Annotated in this window: 19 protein-coding genes; 6 read left to right on the top strand and 13 right to left on the bottom strand. The window is 63.5% G+C overall.

The window, feature by feature from the left end:
* Nucleotides 1-9 precede the first annotated feature (9 nt).
* The 3 genes from G404_RS0104950 to G404_RS0104960 all read right to left on the bottom strand — a co-directional run bounded on the left by G404_RS0104950 (nucleotide 10) and on the right by G404_RS0104960 (nucleotide 4,788).
* On the bottom strand, nucleotides 10-1,731 hold the full coding sequence (locus G404_RS0104950) for a hypothetical protein (RefSeq protein WP_156906202.1): 1,722 nt from the start codon (nucleotides 1,729-1,731) through the stop codon (nucleotides 10-12).
* A 173-nt stretch (nucleotides 1,732-1,904) separates the two neighbouring features.
* Nucleotides 1,905-3,491 (bottom strand): phosphoglycerate dehydrogenase, encoded by a 1,587-nt coding sequence (serA, locus tag G404_RS0104955; protein ID WP_028640096.1) that lies wholly within the window; start codon nucleotides 3,489-3,491, stop codon nucleotides 1,905-1,907.
* Between the two features lie 169 nt (nucleotides 3,492-3,660).
* A complete protein-coding gene (locus G404_RS0104960) occupies nucleotides 3,661-4,788 on the bottom strand; it encodes a phosphoserine transaminase (protein ID WP_028640097.1) in 1,128 nt (375 codons plus the stop codon).
* A 330-nt stretch (nucleotides 4,789-5,118) separates the two neighbouring features.
* Between G404_RS0104960 and G404_RS0104965 the strand changes: the two genes are divergently transcribed.
* Nucleotides 5,119-5,619: a fasciclin domain-containing protein gene (locus G404_RS0104965; RefSeq protein ID WP_028640098.1), complete on the top strand. Its 501-nt coding sequence runs from the start codon at nucleotides 5,119-5,121 to the stop codon at nucleotides 5,617-5,619.
* 75 nt (nucleotides 5,620-5,694) lie between these two features.
* Here G404_RS0104965 and G404_RS18160 read toward each other — a convergent pair whose 3' ends face one another.
* A complete protein-coding gene (locus tag G404_RS18160) occupies nucleotides 5,695-6,552 on the bottom strand; it encodes an AraC family transcriptional regulator (protein ID WP_051280215.1) in 858 nt (285 codons plus the stop codon).
* A gap of 80 nt (nucleotides 6,553-6,632) precedes the next feature.
* Complete coding sequence (locus tag G404_RS0104975) at nucleotides 6,633-7,559, bottom strand: alpha/beta hydrolase (protein WP_084601035.1); 927 nt, start codon at nucleotides 7,557-7,559, stop codon at nucleotides 6,633-6,635.
* Nucleotides 7,560-7,691: 132 nt separating this feature from the next.
* Between G404_RS0104975 and G404_RS0104980 the strand changes: the two genes are divergently transcribed.
* Nucleotides 7,692-8,528 (top strand): GDSL-type esterase/lipase family protein, encoded by an 837-nt coding sequence (locus G404_RS0104980; protein WP_084601037.1) that lies wholly within the window; start codon nucleotides 7,692-7,694, stop codon nucleotides 8,526-8,528.
* Here G404_RS0104980 and G404_RS18165 read toward each other — a convergent pair.
* Nucleotides 8,476-9,420: a sterol desaturase family protein gene (locus G404_RS18165; protein ID WP_051280217.1), complete on the bottom strand. Its 945-nt coding sequence runs from the start codon at nucleotides 9,418-9,420 to the stop codon at nucleotides 8,476-8,478. The genes G404_RS0104980 and G404_RS18165 overlap by 53 nt on opposite strands.
* A 161-nt stretch (nucleotides 9,421-9,581) precedes the next feature.
* Here G404_RS18165 and G404_RS18170 point away from each other — a divergent pair, with 161 nt between their 5' ends.
* Both G404_RS18170 and G404_RS0105000 read left to right on the top strand, forming a co-directional pair.
* Complete coding sequence (locus G404_RS18170) at nucleotides 9,582-10,532, top strand: Vgb family protein (RefSeq protein WP_036520414.1); 951 nt, start codon at nucleotides 9,582-9,584, stop codon at nucleotides 10,530-10,532.
* 94 nt (nucleotides 10,533-10,626) lie between these two features.
* Complete coding sequence (locus G404_RS0105000) at nucleotides 10,627-11,349, top strand: extensin family protein (protein WP_084601038.1); 723 nt, start codon at nucleotides 10,627-10,629, stop codon at nucleotides 11,347-11,349.
* A 9-nt stretch (nucleotides 11,350-11,358) separates the two neighbouring features.
* On the opposite strand, the gene G404_RS0105005 is transcribed toward G404_RS0105000, so the two are convergent.
* From G404_RS0105005 to G404_RS0105035, 7 genes are all read right to left on the bottom strand, one after another.
* Entirely contained in the window at nucleotides 11,359-11,973 is a 615-nt protein-coding gene (locus G404_RS0105005) for a response regulator transcription factor (RefSeq protein WP_028640102.1), read from the bottom strand.
* A 295-nt stretch (nucleotides 11,974-12,268) separates the two neighbouring features.
* Entirely contained in the window at nucleotides 12,269-13,042 is a 774-nt protein-coding gene (locus G404_RS0105010) for a proteasome-type protease (protein ID WP_028640103.1), read from the bottom strand.
* A gap of 80 nt (nucleotides 13,043-13,122) precedes the next feature.
* On the bottom strand, nucleotides 13,123-13,962 hold the full coding sequence (locus G404_RS0105015) for a transglutaminase family protein (protein ID WP_028640104.1): 840 nt from the start codon (nucleotides 13,960-13,962) through the stop codon (nucleotides 13,123-13,125).
* A gap of 3 nt (nucleotides 13,963-13,965) precedes the next feature.
* Nucleotides 13,966-14,913 (bottom strand): alpha-E domain-containing protein, encoded by a 948-nt coding sequence (locus G404_RS0105020; protein ID WP_028640105.1) that lies wholly within the window; start codon nucleotides 14,911-14,913, stop codon nucleotides 13,966-13,968.
* Nucleotides 14,914-14,940: 27 nt separating this feature from the next.
* A complete protein-coding gene (locus G404_RS0105025; RefSeq protein ID WP_028640106.1) occupies nucleotides 14,941-16,365 on the bottom strand; it encodes a circularly permuted type 2 ATP-grasp protein in 1,425 nt (474 codons plus the stop codon).
* Between the two features lie 156 nt (nucleotides 16,366-16,521).
* The gene (locus tag G404_RS0105030) at nucleotides 16,522-17,802 is read right to left on the bottom strand and encodes an MFS transporter (RefSeq protein ID WP_036520416.1); all 1,281 of its coding nucleotides are present in this window, start codon (nucleotides 17,800-17,802) and stop codon (nucleotides 16,522-16,524) included.
* A 105-nt stretch (nucleotides 17,803-17,907) separates the two neighbouring features.
* Entirely contained in the window at nucleotides 17,908-18,738 is an 831-nt protein-coding gene (locus G404_RS0105035) for an esterase/lipase family protein (protein ID WP_245584396.1), read from the bottom strand.
* A gap of 246 nt (nucleotides 18,739-18,984) precedes the next feature.
* Here G404_RS0105035 and uvrB point away from each other — a divergent pair, with 246 nt between their 5' ends.
* Both uvrB and G404_RS18175 read left to right on the top strand, forming a co-directional pair.
* On the top strand, nucleotides 18,985-21,171 hold the full coding sequence (gene uvrB, locus G404_RS0105040) for an excinuclease ABC subunit UvrB (RefSeq protein ID WP_028640109.1): 2,187 nt from the start codon (nucleotides 18,985-18,987) through the stop codon (nucleotides 21,169-21,171).
* A gap of 44 nt (nucleotides 21,172-21,215) precedes the next feature.
* Entirely contained in the window at nucleotides 21,216-21,734 is a 519-nt protein-coding gene (locus tag G404_RS18175) for a hypothetical protein (RefSeq protein WP_211230734.1), read from the top strand.
* Nucleotides 21,735-21,756 lie beyond the last annotated feature (22 nt).

Raw genomic sequence — 21,756 nt, forward strand, 5'->3', positions numbered from 1 at the left:
AGACCGCGATCATGACCGCGTTTCGGGCCGCGCATAGAACGGCATCAGCGCGGTCAGCACTTCGTCCACGCCGATCACCGCCCAGTCGATCGGTTTGAACGCCTCGGGCAGCGCGGCGCGATCGACAAAGTCGATATGCATGGTCACGTCATAACCGTTGTTCAGGCCCTGATAGACGTGCCGGGTCGTGCGCTGGTTGCGGATGACAAGACCGGTCTTGCCCGCTTTGCGCGCATCGAGCGCGGCGTTGATCAGCACCGTCTCGCCGATCACGTCGGGCGCGTTGCTGTCGTTGGTGCAGGTGTACATGCGCGTGGTCGGCCCGATATCCGAATGGTTGCACGATCCCCCGTTGATCCATTTGAAGCCGCCCCATGGGAAACCGGTGGCATCGGGTCCGCTGGTACGCCCCTGCGGAATCAGACCCCAGCTTTCGGCGTGGAGCATGGTGTGCAGGACATTGGTATCCTGCAGATCGGTGGTGCCTGCCGCGGGGATTTGGATCGGCGGGGGTGCAACGGGCGTTGGCGGGACGGGTGTTGGCGGGGCCGCCTTTGGCAAACGCGTTGCCAACAGCCGCTGATAATCAAACCGGACCCAGATCTGGGTTTCGGTCATGGCTTGCGCATTCAATGTCCCGAATTCGTCCAGCCCTGCCCTGGCAATCCGGCCGCGCAGCGCGATGCGATCGGCCCATTTGTTCAGGCCGATGGCAGCCGCCTGCCCGGCAATGCGCTGTTCCAGGATCCGCGCGCGTTCATCGGCCTGCTTGCGACCCTCTTTCACGCCGTCGGCGGCTGACGGCATCAGTTCGGGCGTATGCGCGGCGATATAGGCACGCGCCTGCGCAATCAGCGCATCGGCCTCGGCCTGCCGCCCCACCGCGGCCCAGGTATAGGCCCGGATCCCGTCATTCTCCGCCAGCGTCTTGATATCACGATTGGTCAGATAATCGTCCGACAGCAACGGCAACAGCGCGTTGAAGTCCGCAAACCGTCCCATCACCAGCGCCTCGAAGGCCATCGATTGGCGGACCTGCGGCACCTGCCGGGCAAGCCGTTTCTGCCAGGTCAGACCATCGCCATCCTTGGCCATCCAGCCCTGCAACGCAGGCGCGAGATAGATCGCCTGGATCGCAAACGGTCGCGCGGCCAGCACTTGCCTGACCAGCTCGGCCGATGCCGCCTTGTCGTCGTTGGCAAAGGCGGCATAGGCGCCGACGATCCTGGCATCGACGCCCAGCGCGCGTTGCACCACGGTATCGCCGGCCAGCGGCTTCAACAGCGCGTTGGCCGCATCGACATCGGCCTGCGCCGCGTCGATATCGCCGACATTGATCTGGTGCAGCGCGCGATAGAGCAGCAATTGCACCCGGCGCGTCGCGAACCTTTCGTCAAGCGCCGGATCGGCCAGCGCGCGCGTGCAGGCCGCCACCCCCTCGGCCCCAAGCTTGGGCTGGGTCTGGTACCGCAGGTTGAAATGCGATCCCTTGGTCAGCCAGGTGCTGACATACAGCCGGTTGACCTCATCTGAATCGCCGGTGACCCGCCCGAACCCGTCGCAGCCCAGAAAGGCCTTGAATTCGGGCGTATCGGCGTCCTTGCTTGCCTCGGCATTGCCGACCGCATGTTCGGGATTGACCGCATAACCCCCGGTATAGACCGGAATATAGACAAAATGCCCCGAAGCATGCGCCGTGCCGATCGAAGACAACACCACAAGACTGGCCAACAGTTTGCGCAAATCCCACCCCCGTTCGCAGCATCCAGCGATGCCATACAGTGTTTGCACGGGTCGGTGACCGTGACAAGGCACAAGCCGAACCGGTTTGCGCAAGCGCGTGCTACGAAAACGCGACGGATACCACAGCACCCGTCGCGTGGGCATGGTCGTTTACATGGCGGTCAGGCGAATTTCAGTCCCTTGACCTGCCGCACGCCATTCAGCTTGCGCGCCTTGGCCAGCACTTCGTCGCTGACCGGGCTGTCGACCGACAGCAGCAGCACCGCTTCACCGCCGGCTTCACGGCGGCCAAGGTGGAACGTGCCGATGTTGATCGCTTCTGTTCCCAGCAAGGTGCCGATCGAACCGATGAAGCCCGGTGCGTCGGAATTGACGATATACAGCATGTCGCCATCCAGATCGGCCTCGACCGCGATGCCGAAGATTTCGACAAGGCGCGGCTGGCCATTGCCGAACAGCGTGCCTGCCACCGACCGCTGGCCCGCATCGGTATCGACCGTCACGCGCACCAGGGTGCGGTATTCGCCTTCGCGGTCATGGCGCACTTCGCGCACATCAAGCCCGCGCTCTTTGGCCAGGAACGGCGCATTGACCATGTTCACGGTCTGCGAATATTCGCGCATCAGGCCTGCGAGCACGGCGGCGGTCACCGGTTTCTGGTTCAGCTGTGCAGCAGCACCTTCGACCTCGATCGCGATCTTGCGCACTTCATCGCCCACCAACTGCCCGACCAATGAGCCCAGCTTTTCGGCCAGCGCCATATACGGCCGCAGCTTGGGCGCCTCTTCGGCCGACAGCGACGGCACGTTCAGCGCGTTGGTCACGCCCCCGGTGGTCAGATATTCGGCCATCTGTTCGGCTACCTGAAGCGCGACATTGACTTGCGCCTCGGTGGTCGATGCGCCCAGGTGCGGGGTGCAGATGAAGTTGGGGGTGCCGAACAGCGGGCTGTCCTTGGCCGGTTCGGTTTCGAATACGTCGAGCGCTGCGCCGGCAATATGGCCCGCATCGAGCAGGTCCTTCAGCGCCGCTTCGTCGATCAATCCGCCGCGCGCGCAATTGACAATCCGCACGCCCTTGCGCGTCTTGGCCAGATTTTCACGGCTGAGAATATTGCGCGTCTCGCCGGTCAGCGGCGTGTGCAGCGTGATGAAATCGGCCTTGGCCAGCAGCGTGTCGAGATCGGCCTTTTCGACGCCGATCTCCAGCGCGCGTTCGGGCGTCAGAAACGGGTCATAGGCGACCACTTTCATGCGCAGGCCGATCGCGCGGCTGGCGACGATCGCGCCGATATTGCCCGCCCCGATCAGACCCAGCGTCTTGCCGGTCACTTCGACACCCATGAAGCGGTTCTTTTCCCACTTGCCGGCCTGGGTCGAGGCATCGGCTTCGGGCAACTGGCGGGCCAGTGCAAAGATCAGCGCGATCGCATGTTCGGCCGTGGTGATCGAATTGCCGAACGGTGTGTTCATCACCACCACACCCTTGGCCGAGGCATAAGGAATATCGACATTGTCGACGCCGATGCCGGCGCGTCCGATCACTTTGAGGTTGGTCGCCGCATCAAGGATCGCCCTGGTAACTTTGGTCGTGGAACGGATCGCCAGGCCGTCATATTGGCCGACGATTGCGATCAGTTCATCGGGCGTCTTGCCGGTGATGACATCGACATCACAGCCCATGTCGCGAAAAATACGCTCGGCATTGGGGTCCATCTTGTCGGAAATAAGCACTTTGGGCTTGGTCATGGGAAATACCTTCAATGTCTGAAATGGGATCCGCACCACCCCTGGGCAGGGGCCAGCGACAGCGTGGTGGTGGGCAAAGGCGCGGGCACGATGTCGCTCCCGGCCGGTCCGCCCCTCCACCCTGCGGCGCATCGTCCCCTTCCCCGTTGCGGGAAGGATCGGGAGGGTGTCAGGCGGCGGTCAGTTGCGACCAGGCCCAGTCGAGCCATGGGCCAAGCGCTGCGATATCGGCGGTGTCCACCGTGGCGCCGCACCAGATACGCAGACCCGGCGGGGCGTCGCGGTATCCGGCGATGTCAAACGCCGCGCCTTCTTTTTCCAGCAACCCGGCAAAGGCCTTGATGAAGTCTGCATCGGCGTCCTTCACCGTCAGGCAGACCGAGGTGCGCGACCGCGTGCCGCTGTCGATCGCCAGGTGGCCCAGCCACTCGCGCGCTGCCACGATCGTATCGAGCGCATGGGCATTGGCAGCGCACCGCGCCTGCAGCCCCGACAGCCCGCCAACCGACTTTGCCCATTCCAGCGCAAAGATCGCATCTTCGACCGCCAGCATCGATGGCGTGTTGATCGTTTCGCCCTTGAACACGCCCTCGGCCAGCTTGCCCTTTGACACCAGCCGGAACACTTTGGGCAGCGGCCAGGCGGGGGTATGGCTTTCCAGCCGTTCGACCGCGCGCGGGCCCAATATAATCACGCCGTGGCCGCCTTCGCCGCCCAGCACTTTCTGCCAGGAAAACGTGGCGACATCGATCTTGTGCCACGGGATGTCATAGGCAAACACCGCGCTGGTGGCATCGGCAAACGACAGGCCCTGACGATCGTCGGGAATCCATTCGCCATCGGGCACGCGCACGCCCGACGTGGTGCCGTTCCAGGTAAACAGCACGTCGTTGGACCAGTCGACGGTGGCAAGATCGGGCAAGCGGCCGTAATCGGCGCGCATCACCGTGGGTTCCAGGCGCAATTGCTTGACCGCATCGGTCACCCAGCCTTCGCCAAAGCTTTCCCAGGCCAGCGTGGTCACCGGGCGCGCGCCCAGCATCGTCCACATCGCCATTTCAAAAGCGCCGGTGTCCGACCCCGGCACGATCCCGATGCGGTGGGTATCGGGCAGTTCGAGCAGTTCGCGCATCAGGTCGATCGCCAGCGCCAGGCGCTGTTTGCCGATCTTGGCCCGGTGCGAGCGACCAAGCGATGCCGTGGCCAGTTTTTCGGGGGAGTATCCGGGCGGCTTTGCGCAGGGGCCGGACGAAAAGTATGGACGCGCCGGTTTCCCGGCGGGACGTGTATCAGTCAATGTAGTCTCTCCTTGCAGAGAGCACGCGCGGCGTTGGGACCGCGTGGCCCGGGATCGCTTCTACTGGCGGATCACCGGGTGTCAACCCGCGGTACCGGGTTGCTGGCCCGGCACAGGTTAATGGCTCGACTAAAAAAGCAAACCTTTGCCGATCCGCGGTGTACCGACACCCAATAATTCCAGCCCTTTGGGGCATGGAACCATAGTGCATCTGTATCCATTCAACATGTGAACATACGTTCAAATCCGATCCGCGAAATGCCGTCCATTTTGATGGCAGCAGTATTTGTGTCGATCTTGTGACACAGGGATCATATCAGGAGCTTTATCATGATCGCTCGTTTGGGTAACATCATCACTTTGGCCGTGGCCACGGCTTCGCTTGGCCTTGGCAGTGTCGCTGCACACGCCGCCGAAAAGGATATCGTCGACACCGCCGTCGCCGCTGGCCAGTTCAAGACACTGACTGCCGCGCTTGACGCTGCGGGGCTGGTTGCCACGCTGAAAGGGCCCGGTCCGTTCACGGTGTTTGCACCGACCGACGCCGCCTTTGCCAAATTGCCCGAGGGCACGGTGACGACGCTGCTCAAGCCCGAGAACAAGGCCGCGCTGACCGCTATCCTGACCTATCACGTCGTGCCCGGCACGGTGATGGCCGCCGACGTGGTAAAAATGTCCGAAGCAAAAACAGTGAACGGCGCAATGGTACGGATTACCGTCAACAACGGCACCGTCATGATCGACAATGCCAAAGTCGTCATGACCGATATCGTTGCAACCAATGGCGTGATCCACGTAATCGACACCGTGTTGATGCCGCCCCAGCCCTGACCGCCCCAGCCCTGACCGCCCCAGCCCTGACCGCTCGGGTCCATGCGCCGGTCCTCCGCCAGGATCGGCGCATGATCACGTGATCAGCGATTTGCGCGACAAGGGGTGGCTGCGTTCGAGTTCGATCCGCTTTGCAATCAGCGTGTTGAACACTGTTGGCTGCGCGGCAAAGGCGGCCGGGGTCATGCCGGTAAAATGCTTCATCTCGCGGATCAGGTGCGATTGATCGAAATAGCCTTCGGCCAGAATATCGTCCAGTTCGGCATCCTTGTGCGTGATCGCAATGGCGGTGCGCAGCGCGCGGTATTTGCGCGCCAACAGCTTGGGCGGCGATCCGAAATAGCGTTTGCACCGCCGCTCTACCTGGCCCAGCGTCAGACCCGTACGCATCAGCAGATCATCGATCTGGGGCGCCACCCCATCGGCCAGCCATGCGTTGACCTGATGCACAAAGCCATGAAAATCGCCCGCCGTCTGCGCCATCAACTGTGCCAGCATGGTGTCCAGAATGGCTGCGCGGGCATCCAGGTCGCGCGCCGCGATCAACGCATCGCGCGCTGCCAGCACCTTGGGCCCCAGCAGGTCGACGGCATCGAACAGCCTGTTGGCAGCCGCCGACGCATCCATCGGCACCAGCGCGGCCCAGCCTTCGGGCATCAATCCCATGCCGATGACATCGATCCTGCCCGATCCGCTGATCTGGGTATTGCCGGTGGTCGGCCCCTGCACGCAGATCGCCGGTATCGCCTGCACCGTGCCATCGACAAACCGGCACAGTCCGTCTTCGCCCGACAGGATAAACCGCAATTGTGCGAATTCGGCGCGATTGACCGCGCTGAACCCGTCACCATCGTGGCGAAAGTGATAGAAGAACGAGACATGATCGGCCAGCGCAGCGCGCGGCTGGCGATAATCGATGATCGGTTGTGACATCTGCGCGACCCGGTCTGCCCCCGTGACCGGAGGATCATGCCGCAACGCCGTTACCAGACAAGCACAATCGTCAGAAAATATTATCGATCCTGCAGCAACCAGCCAAACACTTCGGGCAGCCGCGCCGCCCACGAATTTTCCTCGTGCGCGGCACCCGGATAGACCTTGCTTTCCCAGTCCACACCCTTGCGCCAGCCGCTCGCCGCCATCCGCGCATCGATCACCTGCTGATACGGTGCATAGAACGCATCAAGCGTTTCGGTACCGTGGTCAAACCACACCCGCCGGCCGTCGGGTGCGCCCAGATGATCGGCAAACCAGCGGTCCCATACTGCCGCCAGCGCGGTGTTTTCCGCCGCCACTGCGCGCGGATCAACCGCGGGCCAGTGCGAACTGATGCAGCCTGCGCGTCCGAACACCGCCGGCCGATCGAGAAAGGCATAGCAGCTCATCAATCCGCCCATGCTCGATCCGACAATCGCGGTGTCATCGCGGCCGGGTCGGGTGCGCCATGTCGTATCGACCCAGTGCTTCAACGGGCCCGCGATCCAGTCGAGATAGGCCTGCGACACCACCGGACCACCCGCCATCGCATCCATCTGCGCACGCACCGCAGCGGGTGCCGCCCGATAGACATCCTGCGGCAGAAACTGCCGATACCGCGCCGCGCCCGGTGCCCATATTCCGACGATGATGTGCGGGGCCACTTTGCCCGTGGCCATCGCGGCAAGCATTGCCTTGTCTGCCGCCCAGACTTTGTTGAAACCCGACTTTGCCGGATCGAACAGGTTTTGCGCATCGTGCATGTAAACAACGGGATATCGCCGCGTGTCGCCATCATAGCCCGGCGGCAGCCAGATCGTCAGGCGCTGTTCGGGCAGACCGGCTGCGGCCACGTGGTCATATTCGACCAGCCGCCCGTGATCGGTCACTTGCGCCTGCGCCGGTGTGCCCAGCAGCGCGACAATCGCCCACACCAAACCCAAGGCGCGTTTCAGCCGCGTCATCCCAATTCTCCCATCGGGGCGCAGCATAGGCGGCACAGGCGCATTCAGCGATATGACATACGTATACCGCCAACACGGCACGCCGGACACGTGATAGCCCGGCACACAACAGGCACAACCGGGGGGCGGATCATGCGACACACAGCACGACATTGGGCATTGGCGCTGGCACTTGCCGCGGGGGTTGGTGCCCCCGCCTGCGCTGCGGCACAGGCCACCACGTTTGTCGCGCAGACCCCGGTGGCGCGGGTTGACTACTGGCAGAAACGCGCGGCCGACATCAGCACCTACCTGACGCAAAGCCCCGATCTGTCAGGTATCCGCATGGTGTTCGTCGGGGATTCGATCACCGATTTCTGGCACCTGGATGCCAACCCCTGGGCACCGGGCAAATTCTGCGGCCGCAGTGTGTGGGACCAGGGCTTTGGCACCGGTCTGCCCGCGGCCGCGGCATTGAACCTGGGCGTGTCGGGCGACCGGATCGAACACGTGCTGCACCGCATCCTGCCCGCCGCGCAAGGCGGCGAAGGCTGGCTTGACCGGAGCGATCTGCGCCCCGCGCGCGTGTTCGTGATGCTGGGCATCAACAATTCGTTCGACGCTGAAACACCCGCGGTCGACAGCATCGCCCTGGGGGTTCAGACGGTGATCGCACGCATCCACGAACACAAACCCGATGCGCAGATCGTGGTGCAATCGCTGCTGCCCACCGACGACGATGCCAAGAACCGCGATCTGGTCCAGCCGGTCAATGCCCGGCTGCGCGCGTTTGTCCAGGCGACGCCAGGTTTGCGGTTTCTCGACCTCTATCCCGCCTTTGTCGACGCCACCGGCGCCCAGCGCCGGAACCTGTTCAACGACAGTCTGCACCCCAGCCGCGACGGCTATCGCGTGTGGCACGACCGGCTGGTCGCGTTCATCGGGGACCAGGCGGCGCAGACACATTCCGCCGCGCCTGGATCGCGGTGATCAGCGGCACGAACGGAAACACGAATTGTTCGGGAATGGTCAGCCGCTTGCGGTCATCCTGCCCCACGGTGTCGGCTTCGCCATCGCGGAATGTGCCGAACATGCGATCGATCAGGATCAGCGAATTGGCATAATTGCAGCGCGTGTCTTCATAGGGCACCGAATGGTGGAGGCTGTGATTGCGGATGGTGGTGAAGAAAAACGCATAGAACGGCGGCGGATCGCTGCGCACGTTGGCATGCGCAAACGATGACACGAGCGTGCCGACATTGGCCGCACAGAACAACGCCTGCAGCGAAAAATCGAACAGCGCCACCACGCTCAGGCTGATCAGGAACAGCTCGATCGGATTGCCCACCGCCCCTTTCAGCGCATTGAGCTGGGTGATGTGGTGATGCGGCGCATGGGTCAGCCAGAACAACGGATTGTTGTGCATCAGCCGATGCATCCAGTACTGGCCAAATTCGATCAGAAACACGATCAGCGCGACTTGCACCACAAATGGCAGCTGCAATGTCCAGGGTGTGCCGATGTGCAGCGCAGTCTTGAGCGCCTTCAACGGATCTTCGGCCAGATGGGTCGACAGAAAGTCGATCGCGTTGAAGCCCAGCACCACGTAGAACACATCGGTAAACAGTTCGCGACCGTTCCAGCGCCAGCCGGCATGGCGTTCGTGCACAAATTCAAGTGCCTGGATGATCCCCATGGTGACACACACCGCCACCAGGAGCGTGGTCGGATTGGCGGTCAAGCGGGCCGGGCCAAGGCCCCAGAACAGCACCACCACCGCCAGCAGCACCGGCGGGATAAGGTTGAAAACCTTGTCTTTTACGCTCAACGCCGCCTCGGCCACCCACTGCCCCCAACTCTGGTCACAAAACGACGCCCGCATCTAGCCGCAATCGGGTTCTGCACAGATACGTCAACTGCCGTATGCCCTGCAGCGATCCGGTGCCTGACAAGCAGGCGGATGATGCCACAAACGCCGACATTGTCGATATGCCCGGCAATCCGGGCCACACGCCCTGCCGCCCCAATCCACGAGGGACCTGAATGCCAAAGACAACGCTTGCACACCGGATCGTGGCCCTGGCGCTGGCCGCGGGCGTGACCGCGCCGGTCCATGCGCAGCACGCCAAGGTGATCACTGTCCCAGGCTTTGCAGATTTTCTGGCGATTGACGGCCGGACGGTGTGGGCAACCAACAAGGGCCGCGTCGAACAATGGTCGCGGCATGCGAAAAAGGCCTCGGTGGCGATGGCGCACCCGTGCGGGGGCATGGCCATTCTCGATCGCAGCCTGTGGGTTGCCGATTGCAAGGCTGGCACGCTCAACCGCATCGACACGCGCACCGCGAAGATCATTGCCACGATCGCCACCGGCATTGCCAGCCCCGATGGCGAAATGAATGTGGTGGCCGGCGCCGGATCGGTATGGGTGGCAAGCGATGCCAAGGGCACGATCGCCCGCATCGACCCCGCCACCAACGCGGTGGTGGCAACAATCCCGGTCAATCCGGCAAGCGTCTACCTGGCCTTCGGCTTCGGATCGGTCTGGGCGGTCAGCGCCAGACAGCAATCGCTGCAACGCATCGACGCCGCCAGCAACAGCGTGGTCACGACCACCCTGCTGGGCAAGGAGCCGGGATTTCTGACCGCGGGCGAAGGCGCCGTGTGGGTCCAGGAACAGGGCGACGGCACCGTGGCGCGGATCGATCCCGATACGGGTGAAGTGACCGGCCGGGTGAAAGTGGGCGACAGTCTGAAATGGGGCGACATCGATGCCGGCGGCGGCAAAATATGGTTGCGCACCACCGATGATCAGGAATTCGCTGTGATCGATCCGCATGCGCTGGCGATCCTTGCGCGCGTGGGCAAAGCCGTCGGCAGCGGTGCCTTGCGCTATACGCCCAAAGGCGTGTGGACCACGGCACATGACCATCACACCCTGTCGTGGTGGCCCGCGCCCGACACGATCGGCACCCACGCAAAGCCCGCCCCATGATCGCGTCAACGGGTCGCGCGATTTTTACCCCGTTGCGTACAATTCCTGATGCCTGGAAAGGGTTTATTGACCATAGTTACGGCAAGGATACGCCATGGTCAGTAAAGTTCCGACTCAACGCCACAGCACCCGTCGGCACGCCATCGCACGCCTGCTGCCGGCGATGCTGGCAACGCTAGGTCCGGCCTGGCTCGGCCTGTCGGGTTGCGTCGGCAGCACCGAACACCATGCGACGCCATACACCCGCGCGACCCCGCCTGTGGCATTGGCTGGGTTGGAACGGCAGTGCCTGACCAATCTGGGCCAGGCACAGGCCAATTTCACCCCGTTGCCCGACAGATATTTCGGCACCGGCTGCTCAACGATCGGCACCGTGCGGCTGGCGTGGTTGCGCAGCGACGATGCCCATTTGCAACTGGCCAACCTTGGCCCGGTCACCTGCTCGCTGGCCACCGCGCTGGAAGGCTGGGCGCGTTACGGCGTTGATCACGCCGCGCGACTGACGCTGGGCAGCCAGCTGGCGCGGATCGATACATTTGGCAGCTACAACTGCCGCAACATCGCAGGCTCCGATCACCGCAGCGCACATGCCACTGCCAACGCGGTTGATATTGCCGCATTTGTGCTGGCTGACGGTCGCCGGATCAGCGTCAAGGGCGACTGGTCGAGCAGCAATGCCGCCACACGCTTGTTCCTGCGCCAGATCCGCACCAGCGCCTGCCGCAGGTTTGGCGTGGTGCTAAGCCCCGACTACAACACCGCGCACCACGACCATTTCCATCTGGAGGTTGGCGCATTGCATCCGGTGTGCCACTGACACGCTGGTTCAGGCGGCATCGAGCCCGGTTGCCTCGATCCGCAGGCGTACCGCTTCGGCAGCGTGGCGCGCGCCGAGTTTGCCCATCATCTTCATGCGGTGAATTTCCACGGTGCGCGGGCTGATGTCGAGATCGCGCGCGATCGCCTTGTTGCTGCAACCTTCGGCCAGACGATCGAGCACTTCGCGCTCGCGCAGCGACAGGCGGGCAATCCGCTGCCGTGCCTCGGCGGCGCGCGCGCGCTGGGCGCGATAGGCCTCGGCCTCGCGCGCGGCACAGGCAATCGCCTCGTTCAGCGGTGCGATCTGCTGCGGCACCGCAAGATAGTCGAGCGCGCCCGCCTTGATCGCGCGCACCACGCAATCGGTTTCAGGTTCTTCTGCGATGCCGATCACCGGCAACCACTGGCCTGCGCGCATCATCGCTGCAATCAGCAGGGCGATGGCATAGCCGGGCGGATCATCATGGGCCAGCACCAGTCCGCCCGATGGCGCATGCGCCAGCAGTTCGTCGGTGTTGGCGTAGATTTCGGCATGGTGCCCGGCGGCGAACGCCAGGCGGGCAAGCTGGGCACGGCGCGTTGAATCGCCATCGAGGATATGCAGGGTGACACGGTCGATCATGCAGACATGAACCATTGATTGATGGCACAACGCCAATGGGGTTAGTTTCATTACGAACCCAACCCGCCGACCGCAGCGGACAACCAGTGGCACCTTCCTAAGGGAAATTCACCTCCGTAACGGAGGCGTCTGCGCGGTTGGCACGTGGCAATGGCCGATCGGGTCGGGTTCGTACGCCCCTATGCATGACGAACGGTGACACGAAAGTTTGCAAACACGCTGAATTCACTAACCAAAACGGCTAAGTAAATGGCCTTAGGTTATAACCTTATCGCGGCAGACTGCGATGCCGCGCCTAGCCAGGATTGCCATCCCCGCTGGCCAGATCGTACGACGGCAACGACTGAAACGCGCGCCGCAAGGCATCGCTCCACCCGCGCGAGATCGAACGGAAATAGGGATCTTCTGCCCCCACCCGCCGCTGGTGCAGCGGGGTGAACCGGTCGCGTTCGATCACCATCAGATCAAGCGGCAGGCCGACCGACAGATTGGCCGCCAGCGTCGAATCGAACGACACCATCAACAGCTTGACCGCGTCTTCGAACCGCATCGCCCGGTCGTAGCCGCGCAGCAGGATCGGGCGACCGTACTTGGTCTCGCCAATCTGGAAAAACGGCGTGTCAAAGCTGGCCTCGATGAAATTGCCTTCGGGATAGATCAGGAACAGGCGCGGCTCCATCCCCTTGATCTGCCCGGCCAGCACGATCGAGGCGGTGAACTTTGCCCCTTCGGCCTGGGGCCCCTCGCCCGGTTCGGGCAATTCGCCCGGCCCTTCGATCACCCCGCGCAGCCGCCGCCCCACCTCGGTGGCGATCTGGAACATGGTCGGCGCCTCGAGGATCGAAGGGTGGCGATCGCCCGGAACCTTGTTGCGCTCTTCCAGCTGGCTGATCACGGCCTGGGTCGTGGCCAGGTTGCCCGACGTCATCAGCGTGATGATCCGTTCGCCCGGTACGCTCCAGCTGAACATCTTGCGAAAGGTCGAAATGTTGTCGACGCCCGAATTGGTCCGGGTGTCGCTCATCAGCACCAGCCCGGCATCGAGCATCATGCCCACGCAATACGTCATCACGAATGCCTCAGCCAGAGCCTGTAAAACGCGCCCCTAGACCAGTGCTGCGATTCGCAAAACCGGCATCGCCCTTGCCGTCACGCCGGCGTTAACCTTTGCACCACCAGCGTTGTCACAAGGGTGTCGCCGACCGGGGCGCTGCCGGTGGGCGCCGGCAGCACATACGTCATGCTTTTGACCGGTGCCGCATCGCGATAATCGCGTCCGCAGGCCACCCGAACATAGCGATCATCAGGACAGATCGCATTGGCCACGTCAAACCCGATCCAGCCCAGCCCATCGACAAAACCTTCGGCCCAGCCATGCCCGGCATCCTGCTGTTCGCGCCCGTCGATCAGCATATAGCCGCTGACATAGCGCGCCGGAATTCCCAACGCGCGGGCACCGGCGATGAACACATGGGCCTGATCCTGGCACACCCCGCGTCCCGCGGTCAGCGCCGCTTCGGCCGTGGTGGCGACATCGGTGTGCCCCTGGGCATAGACGACGGCAGCGCGCACCCGCTCGGTCAGTGTGTGCAACGTGGCCAGCGGGTCGCGCGCGGCGCCGTTTTCCAATCCGCCCACCAGCGCCGCGACTTTGGTCCCGCGCGCGGTCAACGCGGTGTCGCGGCTGAAATGCCACAGTGGCAGATACCCGGCATGACGCCCGGTCACACCGGATTCATCGCGCGTTTCAACCACGCCATGCGCGCGGATCGTTACCGCAGGCGTGCCCGGGGTCAGCCCGACCAGGGTGACGCGGTTGGTATATTCATCGTCATAGCCCACTTCGATTTGCGCGCCTTCGCACGCGATATCCCAGGCGATCACGCTTTGCCCGGCGGACGATACCGGCGTCAGCCGCAGCCGCTGTTGCCCCTGCCGGATCGGGCCGGAAAAGCGATAGGTGGTGGCATGTTCGATCGCCAGACGCATAGGTTATTCCACAAACCGGTAATCGCGCTGGATCTGCTGCGCGAGCTGGTGGTTGCAGGCCAGGAAATCGCCGATGAACTGGTGCAGACCCTGTTCAAAGATCGCCTCGATGGTCAGCCCGGCCAGCCGTTCGTGGCCCGCGCGCTGAATGGCATGGGCCTCGGTTTCAAAGCCGTATTCGCGCGCCAGCAACGACAGATTTGACAAAAGCTGCGCATAACAAAACGCCAGGCTGCGTGGAAACCGTTCATCAAGGATCAGGAACGAGGCAATCCCGCGCGGGTCCATCTGCCCGGCGTTGAGCCAGCGATAGGCGCGTTCGCCCGCCACCGAACGCAGCACGTTTTCCCATTGCACATTGTCGAGGCTGGTCCCGACCGCCGCCAGGCTGGGCAGCAAAACATAGTATTTGACATCGAGGATGCGCGCGGTGTTGTCGGCGCGTTCGGCGAAAGTGCCGATGTTGGCAAAGTAATAGTTTTCGTTGCGCAACATCGTGCCTTCCATCGCGCCGCGCACCTGGATCGCCTGGCGCCGCACCGCATCGAGCACGTCGCGCAGCCGCGTTTCCGCCACCGGCCGCGCCAGAATCTCGCGCAATTTCATCCAGCTTTCGTTGACCGCTTCCCACACTTCGCGGGTGATCCCGGTGCGCACGGCGCGCGCGTTGGTGCGCGCGGTTTCGATCATCGCCAGCACGCTGGCCGGATTGTCGCGATCGCGCAGCACAAAGTTGAACACTTGCGCACCGGTCACGTCTTCGCCGTGGCGCGCGGCATAGGCATGGTGCAGCCCCAGCGTGATCAGCACGCTGCGCCATTCCTCGCTGGCGGCGCCGCTGTCGCGGGTCAGCGCCATGCGGAACCCTGCCTCGATCAGCCGCGCGGTGTTCTCTGCCCGCTCGAGATAACGGAACAGCCAGAACGTGCCATTTGCCGATCTGCCTAGCATGCGCTCATCCCGATAGTCCGCACCCCGTCAATCATCCAGCACCCAGCTGTCCTTGGTCCCGCCGCCTTGCGATGAATTGACCACCAGCGACCCTTTTTTCAGCGCCACGCGGGTCAGTCCGCCCGGCGTGATATCGATGCCCTGCGGGCTGACCAGCACGAACGGACGCAGATCGACATGCCGCGGGGCCAGGCCCGCGCGGGTAAAGATCGGCACGGTCGACAGCGACAACGTCGGCTGGGCAATGTAATTGGCCGGGTCCGCGCGCAATTTGGCCGAAAACGCTGCGATTTCCTTTTTCGACGAGGTCGGCCCGATCAGCATGCCATAGCCACCCGAACCGTGCACCTCCTTGACCACCAGATCGGCCAGATTGTCGAGCACATAGGCCAGCGCATCCGCTTCGGAACAGCGCCAGGTCGGCACATTGGGCAGGATCGGCTTTTCGCCGGTGTAGAACTCGACGATTTCGGGCATGAAGCTGTAGATCGCCTTGTCGTCGGAAATCCCGGTGCCCGGGGCGTTGGCGATGGTGATCCCGCCCGCGCGATAGACATCCATGATGCCCGCCACCCCCAGCACGCTGTCGGCGTTGAACGACAGCGGGTCGAGATAATCGTCATCGACCCGGCGATAGATCACGTCGACCGGTTGCCACCCTTGCGTGGTGCGCATCGCCACCCGTCCACCCTGGACTTTCAGATCGCTGCCCTCGACCAGTTCGGCGCCCATCTGGTCGGCCAGAAAGGCATGCTCGAAATAGGCCGAATTGTAGATCCCCGGGGTCAGCACCGCCACCGTCGGCTTGTCCCCGGTAAAAGCCGCAGGTGCACATGCGGCCAGGCTGCGCGCCAGACGGCGGGGATAGTCCGAAACTTCGCGCACCCGCACGCGGGTGAACAGTTCGGGAAACATCGCCATCATCGTTTCGCGGTTCTCCAGCATGTAGGAGACCCCCGACGGGGTGCGCGCGTTGTCTTCCAGCACCATGAAATCGTCTTCGCCGGTGCGCACCAGGTCGATCCCGACGATATGGGTATAGACCCCGCCCGGCGGGGTAAAACCGGCCATCTGCGGCAGATAGGCCAGATTGCCCTGCAACAGCCGCGCCGGCAGACGCCCTGCGCGCACGATTTCCTGCCGGTGGTACAGATCGTGCAGAAACGCGTTCAACGCGCGCACCCGCTGTTCGATCCCGCGCGACAGCTTGCGCCACTGGCTGGCGGTGATGATCCGTGGCACCGGGTCGAACGGGATCAGCCGTTCTTCGGCGTCGGCTGCGCCATAGACGTTGAACGTGATCCCGGTGCGACGAAAAAACGCCTCGGCCTCGATTCCCTTGCGTTTCAGCAGCCCCGGCGGCTGGGCATCAAGCCACTGGCGATATCCGTCATAGGCCGGCCGCACTGTGCCATCGGGCGCCAGCATTTCATCATAGGCGGTCTCGGTCATAGGCTTATCCCGTCTGGCCCGCATTGCTTGCACAGGTCCCCACCGCGAACAAGCCGGATTGCAGCACCCAACAGACTTTCGGCACATGGCCCTTTTGCACAGATCGATATCACCAGTGTGTCTTTTTCAGCCCGATCCAGTGACCGCAACGCCCTTTTAAGCGCGCTGCCGCCGGTATTGCGCCACGCCTGCAACAAACATCAGCGCCAGCACTTGTGCGCAAACCAGCCCGATAAACCCCCGGTGAAATGTGCCGGTCGCATCCCGGGCCATGCCCCACAGGATCGGGCCGACAAAGGCACCGGTCTGGCTCATCGTGTTGACCATGGCGGTGGCAACCGCCATCTCGCCGGGCCCGACCAGATCGGTGCACAACATCCACACCGACAGCGTGACCGAACCCCAGCATGCGACATAGCAGGCATAAGCGATCAGCCCGGTCGTCCGCCCGCCATCGACTGCAAACAGGCCATAGGCCATCAGCACCATTGCCGTGCTGCCCACCATGAACGGCATGCGCGTGCCGCTGCGGTCCGACAGCCAGCCGGTAAACAGCATGCCGCCCGCACCCACCAGACCGCCCAGACTGACCAGATAGCCCACCTGCACCCCCGACCATCCGGTCGCCTGGGCCAGGATCTGCGGTTCCGACAGGGTAAAGGTGTAATAGGCGCATGTGGTCAGCAACCCGACCATGCCCAGCAGCAGCACTGCGGGCAGCCGCAGTGCTGCCAACGGGTTGCCATGCCGCACCACCGCCCCCTCCTGGGCCAATGTTCCCGACAGCCACGCCTTTTCGGCAGGATTTAGCCAGCTTACCGTTTCAGGCCGTTCGGGCAGCAACCACAGCACGAGGCACCCGACCAGCACCGCGGGCAGGCCTTCGACCACAAACAGCCATTGCCAGCCTTTCAGCCCGCCCATGCCGTTCATCGCCAGCAAGGCGGGCGACAGCAGCCCCATCACCACCCGGGCCAGCGGGCCCGAGATATAGAACCGGCTGATCGCGCGCCCCCGCGCCGCCCTGGGAAACCACAACGACAGATAAAAGATCACGCCGGGAAAGAACCCGGCTTCGGCCATGCCCAGCAGGAACCGCAAGGTGTAGAACTGCCACGGCGTGTGGACCCACATCATCGCGGCGGCGATCACGCCCCAGCTGATCATGATCCGCGCAATCCAGCGCCGCGCGCCCACGCGTTCGAGCAGGATGTTCGACGGAATTTCGAACAGCGCATAGGACAGAAAAAACACCCCGCCGCCGATCCCGTAGATCGTGGCCGAAAACCCCAGATCGGCGTTCATCGTCCTGGCCGCAAAGCTGATGTTGGACCGGTCCATGAATGCAACCAGATAGGCCAGCCCCAACAGCGGAATGATCCGCCACCCCGCGCGTGCCAACACGCGCGCCCCATCGATCGTTTGTGTCTCGTTCATGGCACCCCCACCTGTTCGAAGGGGATTATGGCGCCATCGGCCTGCAAATGCCAAGCCGGGGCCAACGTCGAATTCGCACTTTTGCGCGGATTCTCCTTCAAACCGTCAGGTGTTGTCCTGTTCCAGCGCGCCGATCAGCGATACCAGCGTGCGCGCCACATCGGGATGTCCGGCAAAGCCCAGGTGCGTGCAGCGCAGCGCCACCGCGCGATCGCGTTCGCCCGGCCGGCCGCACGAACTGCGCGGCGATACGATTCCGTCACGCGGGCTCCACAGCGCGATCGTCGGCACCGGCGGCTTTGCGCCAAAGCAGCGTTCGCCCACCGGCGGCGCATCCACGGCATGGCCGGTGATCGCCTGGTAGGCGCGCCACGCATTGTTGGCGCGCCGGTCGCCCGAAAAAGGCGAACCCATGGTGATCACCATCGCCACCGCCTCGGGATGGCGATGCGCAATTTCGCGCGCGAACAGTCCGCCCAGGCTCCACCCGACCAAGACCAGCGGCTGACCTTCGCGCCGCGCCATGGTCAACACGCGTTCGCACAACCGGTCAAACCGGTCTTCGCTCGGCCCGAAATTGAACCCCAGCCCCCAATCGGCCACGCGGTGCCCTGCTGCGCCCAACGCGCTGCGCAACCGTTTCATGCGCGCCGGATGCGTGCCGAACCCGGGCAACAGCATCACCGGGTGCGACGCCCCGCGGTCGGCTGCGGCGGGCAGCGCGCGCCGACCCGCGCTCCACAATTCATACGGCGTCTTCAATTCACTGAGCAGCCGCGCCAGCGTGGGCCCGCGCACTTCGCTGGGACGCGCCTGAAACGCCAACGCGCCGCGCCGCGCAATCGCACGCTGCCACAGCACAAGGCGCGCGCCTGCGCTGCGCAGGGCAACGCCCACGCGATGTTCGTCGCGCACGGCGACTCGGGGAAAAGTCACGGGAATTTTCTGTGTCATCGCCATACGTTGCGCAGAGTGCGATCAACCTGCGATGAACACCAGCCAATTCGCTTTGTTTCAAATTGATGTCAAAATCGGCGGCGATGACGGTAAATTTTTCCACGCGCTGCGCATCGCGCCCGCCACCGGTGCCGCAACAGCCCGCTGCGCCCGGTTGCGGAACGGGACAGGAACGCCCATATTTGCACCTGATCCCATTTGCGCATCCGGAACCCCAGACCCACCATGGCCGAACTCGTTATCCGCAGGGGGCTTGAAGAGCCTGACACCTCGGGCACATTCGTGCCGCACAAACCGCAGCGTCCGGCCAAGGCCGAGGGCGGCCGCCCGTTCAAGGTGGTGTCGGAATATCAGCCGGCCGGCGATCAGCCCACCGCGATCGCCGATCTGGTGGCCGCCGCGCGCGACGGCGAACGCACCCAAGTGCTGCTGGGCGTGACCGGGTCGGGCAAGACCTTTACCATGGCCAAAGTGATCGAGGAACTGCAACGCCCCGCGCTGATCCTGGCGCCCAACAAGATCCTGGCGGCGCAGCTCTACGGCGAATTCAAAAGCTTTTTTCCCGACAATGCGGTCGAATATTTCGTGTCGTACTACGACTATTATCAGCCCGAGGCCTATGTGCCCCGGTCCGACACCTATATCGAAAAAGAAAGCTCGGTGAACGAGGCGATCGACCGCATGCGCCATTCGGCGACGCGGTCGCTGCTCGAACGCGACGATGTGATCATCGTCGCCTCGGTTTCGTGCATCTATGGCATCGGTTCGGTCGAAACCTATTCGGCGATGATCTTCGACCTGAAAAAGGGCGATACGGTCGACAGCCGCGAGATCATCCGCAAGCTGGTGGCGCTGCAATACAAACGCAACGACACCGCCTTTGCCCGCGGCACGTTCCGCGTGCGTGGCGATTCGATCGAGATTTTCCCCTCGCACTACGAAGACACCGCCTGGCGCGTCAGCTTTTTCGGCGACGATGTCGAAGAAATTGCCGAATTCGACCCGCTGACCGGCAAAGCCGGGGCGCGGCTGGAAAAAGTGCGGGTCTATGCCAATTCGCACTATGTCACGCCGGGCCCGACGATGAAGCAGGCGGCCGACGCGATCCGCTTCGAACTGACCGAACGGTTGAAAGAGCTTGAGGCCGAAGGCAAATTGCTCGAGGCGCAGCGGCTTGAACAGCGCACCAATTTCGATCTGGAAATGATCGCCGCCACCGGGTCATGCGCGGGCATCGAAAACTACAGCCGGTTCCTGACCGGGCGCATGCCGGGCGAACCGCCGCCCACGCTGTTCGAATACCTGCCCGAAAATTCGTTGCTGTTTCTGGACGAAAGCCACCAGACCGTGCCGCAAGTCGGCGGAATGGCGCGCGGCGACCACCGTCGCAAGCTGACCCTGGCCGAATACGGCTTTCGCCTGCCCAGTTGCATCGACAACCGCCCGCTGCGCTTCAACGAATGGGACGCGATGCGCCCGCAGACCGTGGCGGTATCGGCCACGCCCAGCACCTGGGAAATGGAGCAGGCGGGCGGCGTGTTTGCCGAACAGGTGATCCGCCCGACCGGCCTGATCGATCCGCCGGTGCTGATCCGCCCGGTCGAGGATCAGGTGCAGGACTGTATCAACGAATGCCGCGAGGTCGCCGCCGTCGGCTATCGCACGCTCGTCACCACGCTGACCAAGCGCATGGCCGAAGACCTGACCGAATTCATGCACGAAGCAGGCTTGCGCGTGCGCTACATGCATTCGGACGTTGAAACGCTGGAACGCATCGAACTGATCCGCGATCTGCGGCTGGGCGTTTATGACGTGCTGGTCGGGATCAACCTGCTGCGCGAAGGGCTCGATATTCCCGAATGCGGGCTGGTGTGCATCCTCGATGCCGACAAGGAGGGGTTCCTGCGCAGCGAAACCAGCCTGATCCAGACGATCGGTCGCGCCGCGCGCAATGTCGATGGCCGGGTTATCCTTTATGCCGACCGCATGACCGGATCGATGGAGCGCGCGATTGCCGAAACCGATCGCCGCCGCAGCAAACAGCAGGCTTATAACGAAGCCCATGGCATCACCCCGACCTCGATCAAGCGCGGTATTGCCGACATCATCGCCGACACCGCCAGCCGCGACGGGGTGATTATCGATATCGAGGATGACAGCCGCAACAATCTGGTCGGCCACAATCTGCGCGGCTATATCGAAGACCTTGAAAAGCGCATGCGTGCCGCCGCCGCCGATCTGGAATTTGAAGAGGCCGGCCGGCTGCGCGACGAAATCCGGCGGCTGGAAGCAACCGAACTCGGCCTGCCCGAAGGCGAGCGCAAGGCACCGATTGTTGGCCGCAGCAACGAGGGCAAGCCCGGCACGCGCAAGACCCGTTACGGAAAATCACAAAAGAAATGGGGCGGTTGACCCGCACTTGATCGCGCCGGCGAACCCTGCCTATAGCAGCGCCTGTGAAAACCAAACTTCGGGCCTGCCTTGTCACCCTGTTCCTGATCGGCGCCTGTTCGCGCCCCGCACCGCAGCCGCAATCGACGGGCGACGCGGGCCCGATCGATGCGCGCCGCGTTGCCCTGCCCGATGCCGATCCGGCACCTGCCAATGCCGATGGCAAGGCGGAATGGTCGATGGCGGGCGATACTGCCCGGTTCGGCGTGTCAGGTGCCGATCCGCTGCTGACACTGGCGTGCCATGACGGACACCTGGTGATCACCCGCCCGATCGCCGCCGAAGTGGGCGCAGGCGCGCTGTTTGCCATCGAAGGCCCCAAACGCATCGTGCGCATCCCGGTGGATGCCACCGCCGTTCCCGGCCATCGCGGCTATGTCTGGCAGGGCAGCATGGACGGCACCGACACCAGCACCGACGTCTTCGAAAGCCCGTTTACCGGCACACTGCCCGGCGGCGGCCTGATCAAGGTCAGCGGCGGCGATCCGGCTCGCACCATCGTGCACCGCTGCCAGAAACACTGACAGCGCCGCAGGACAAGCGGCA

It is taken from the genome of Novosphingobium acidiphilum DSM 19966, assembly GCF_000429005.1.
Taxonomy (GTDB): Bacteria; Pseudomonadota; Alphaproteobacteria; order Sphingomonadales; family Sphingomonadaceae; genus Novosphingobium; species Novosphingobium acidiphilum.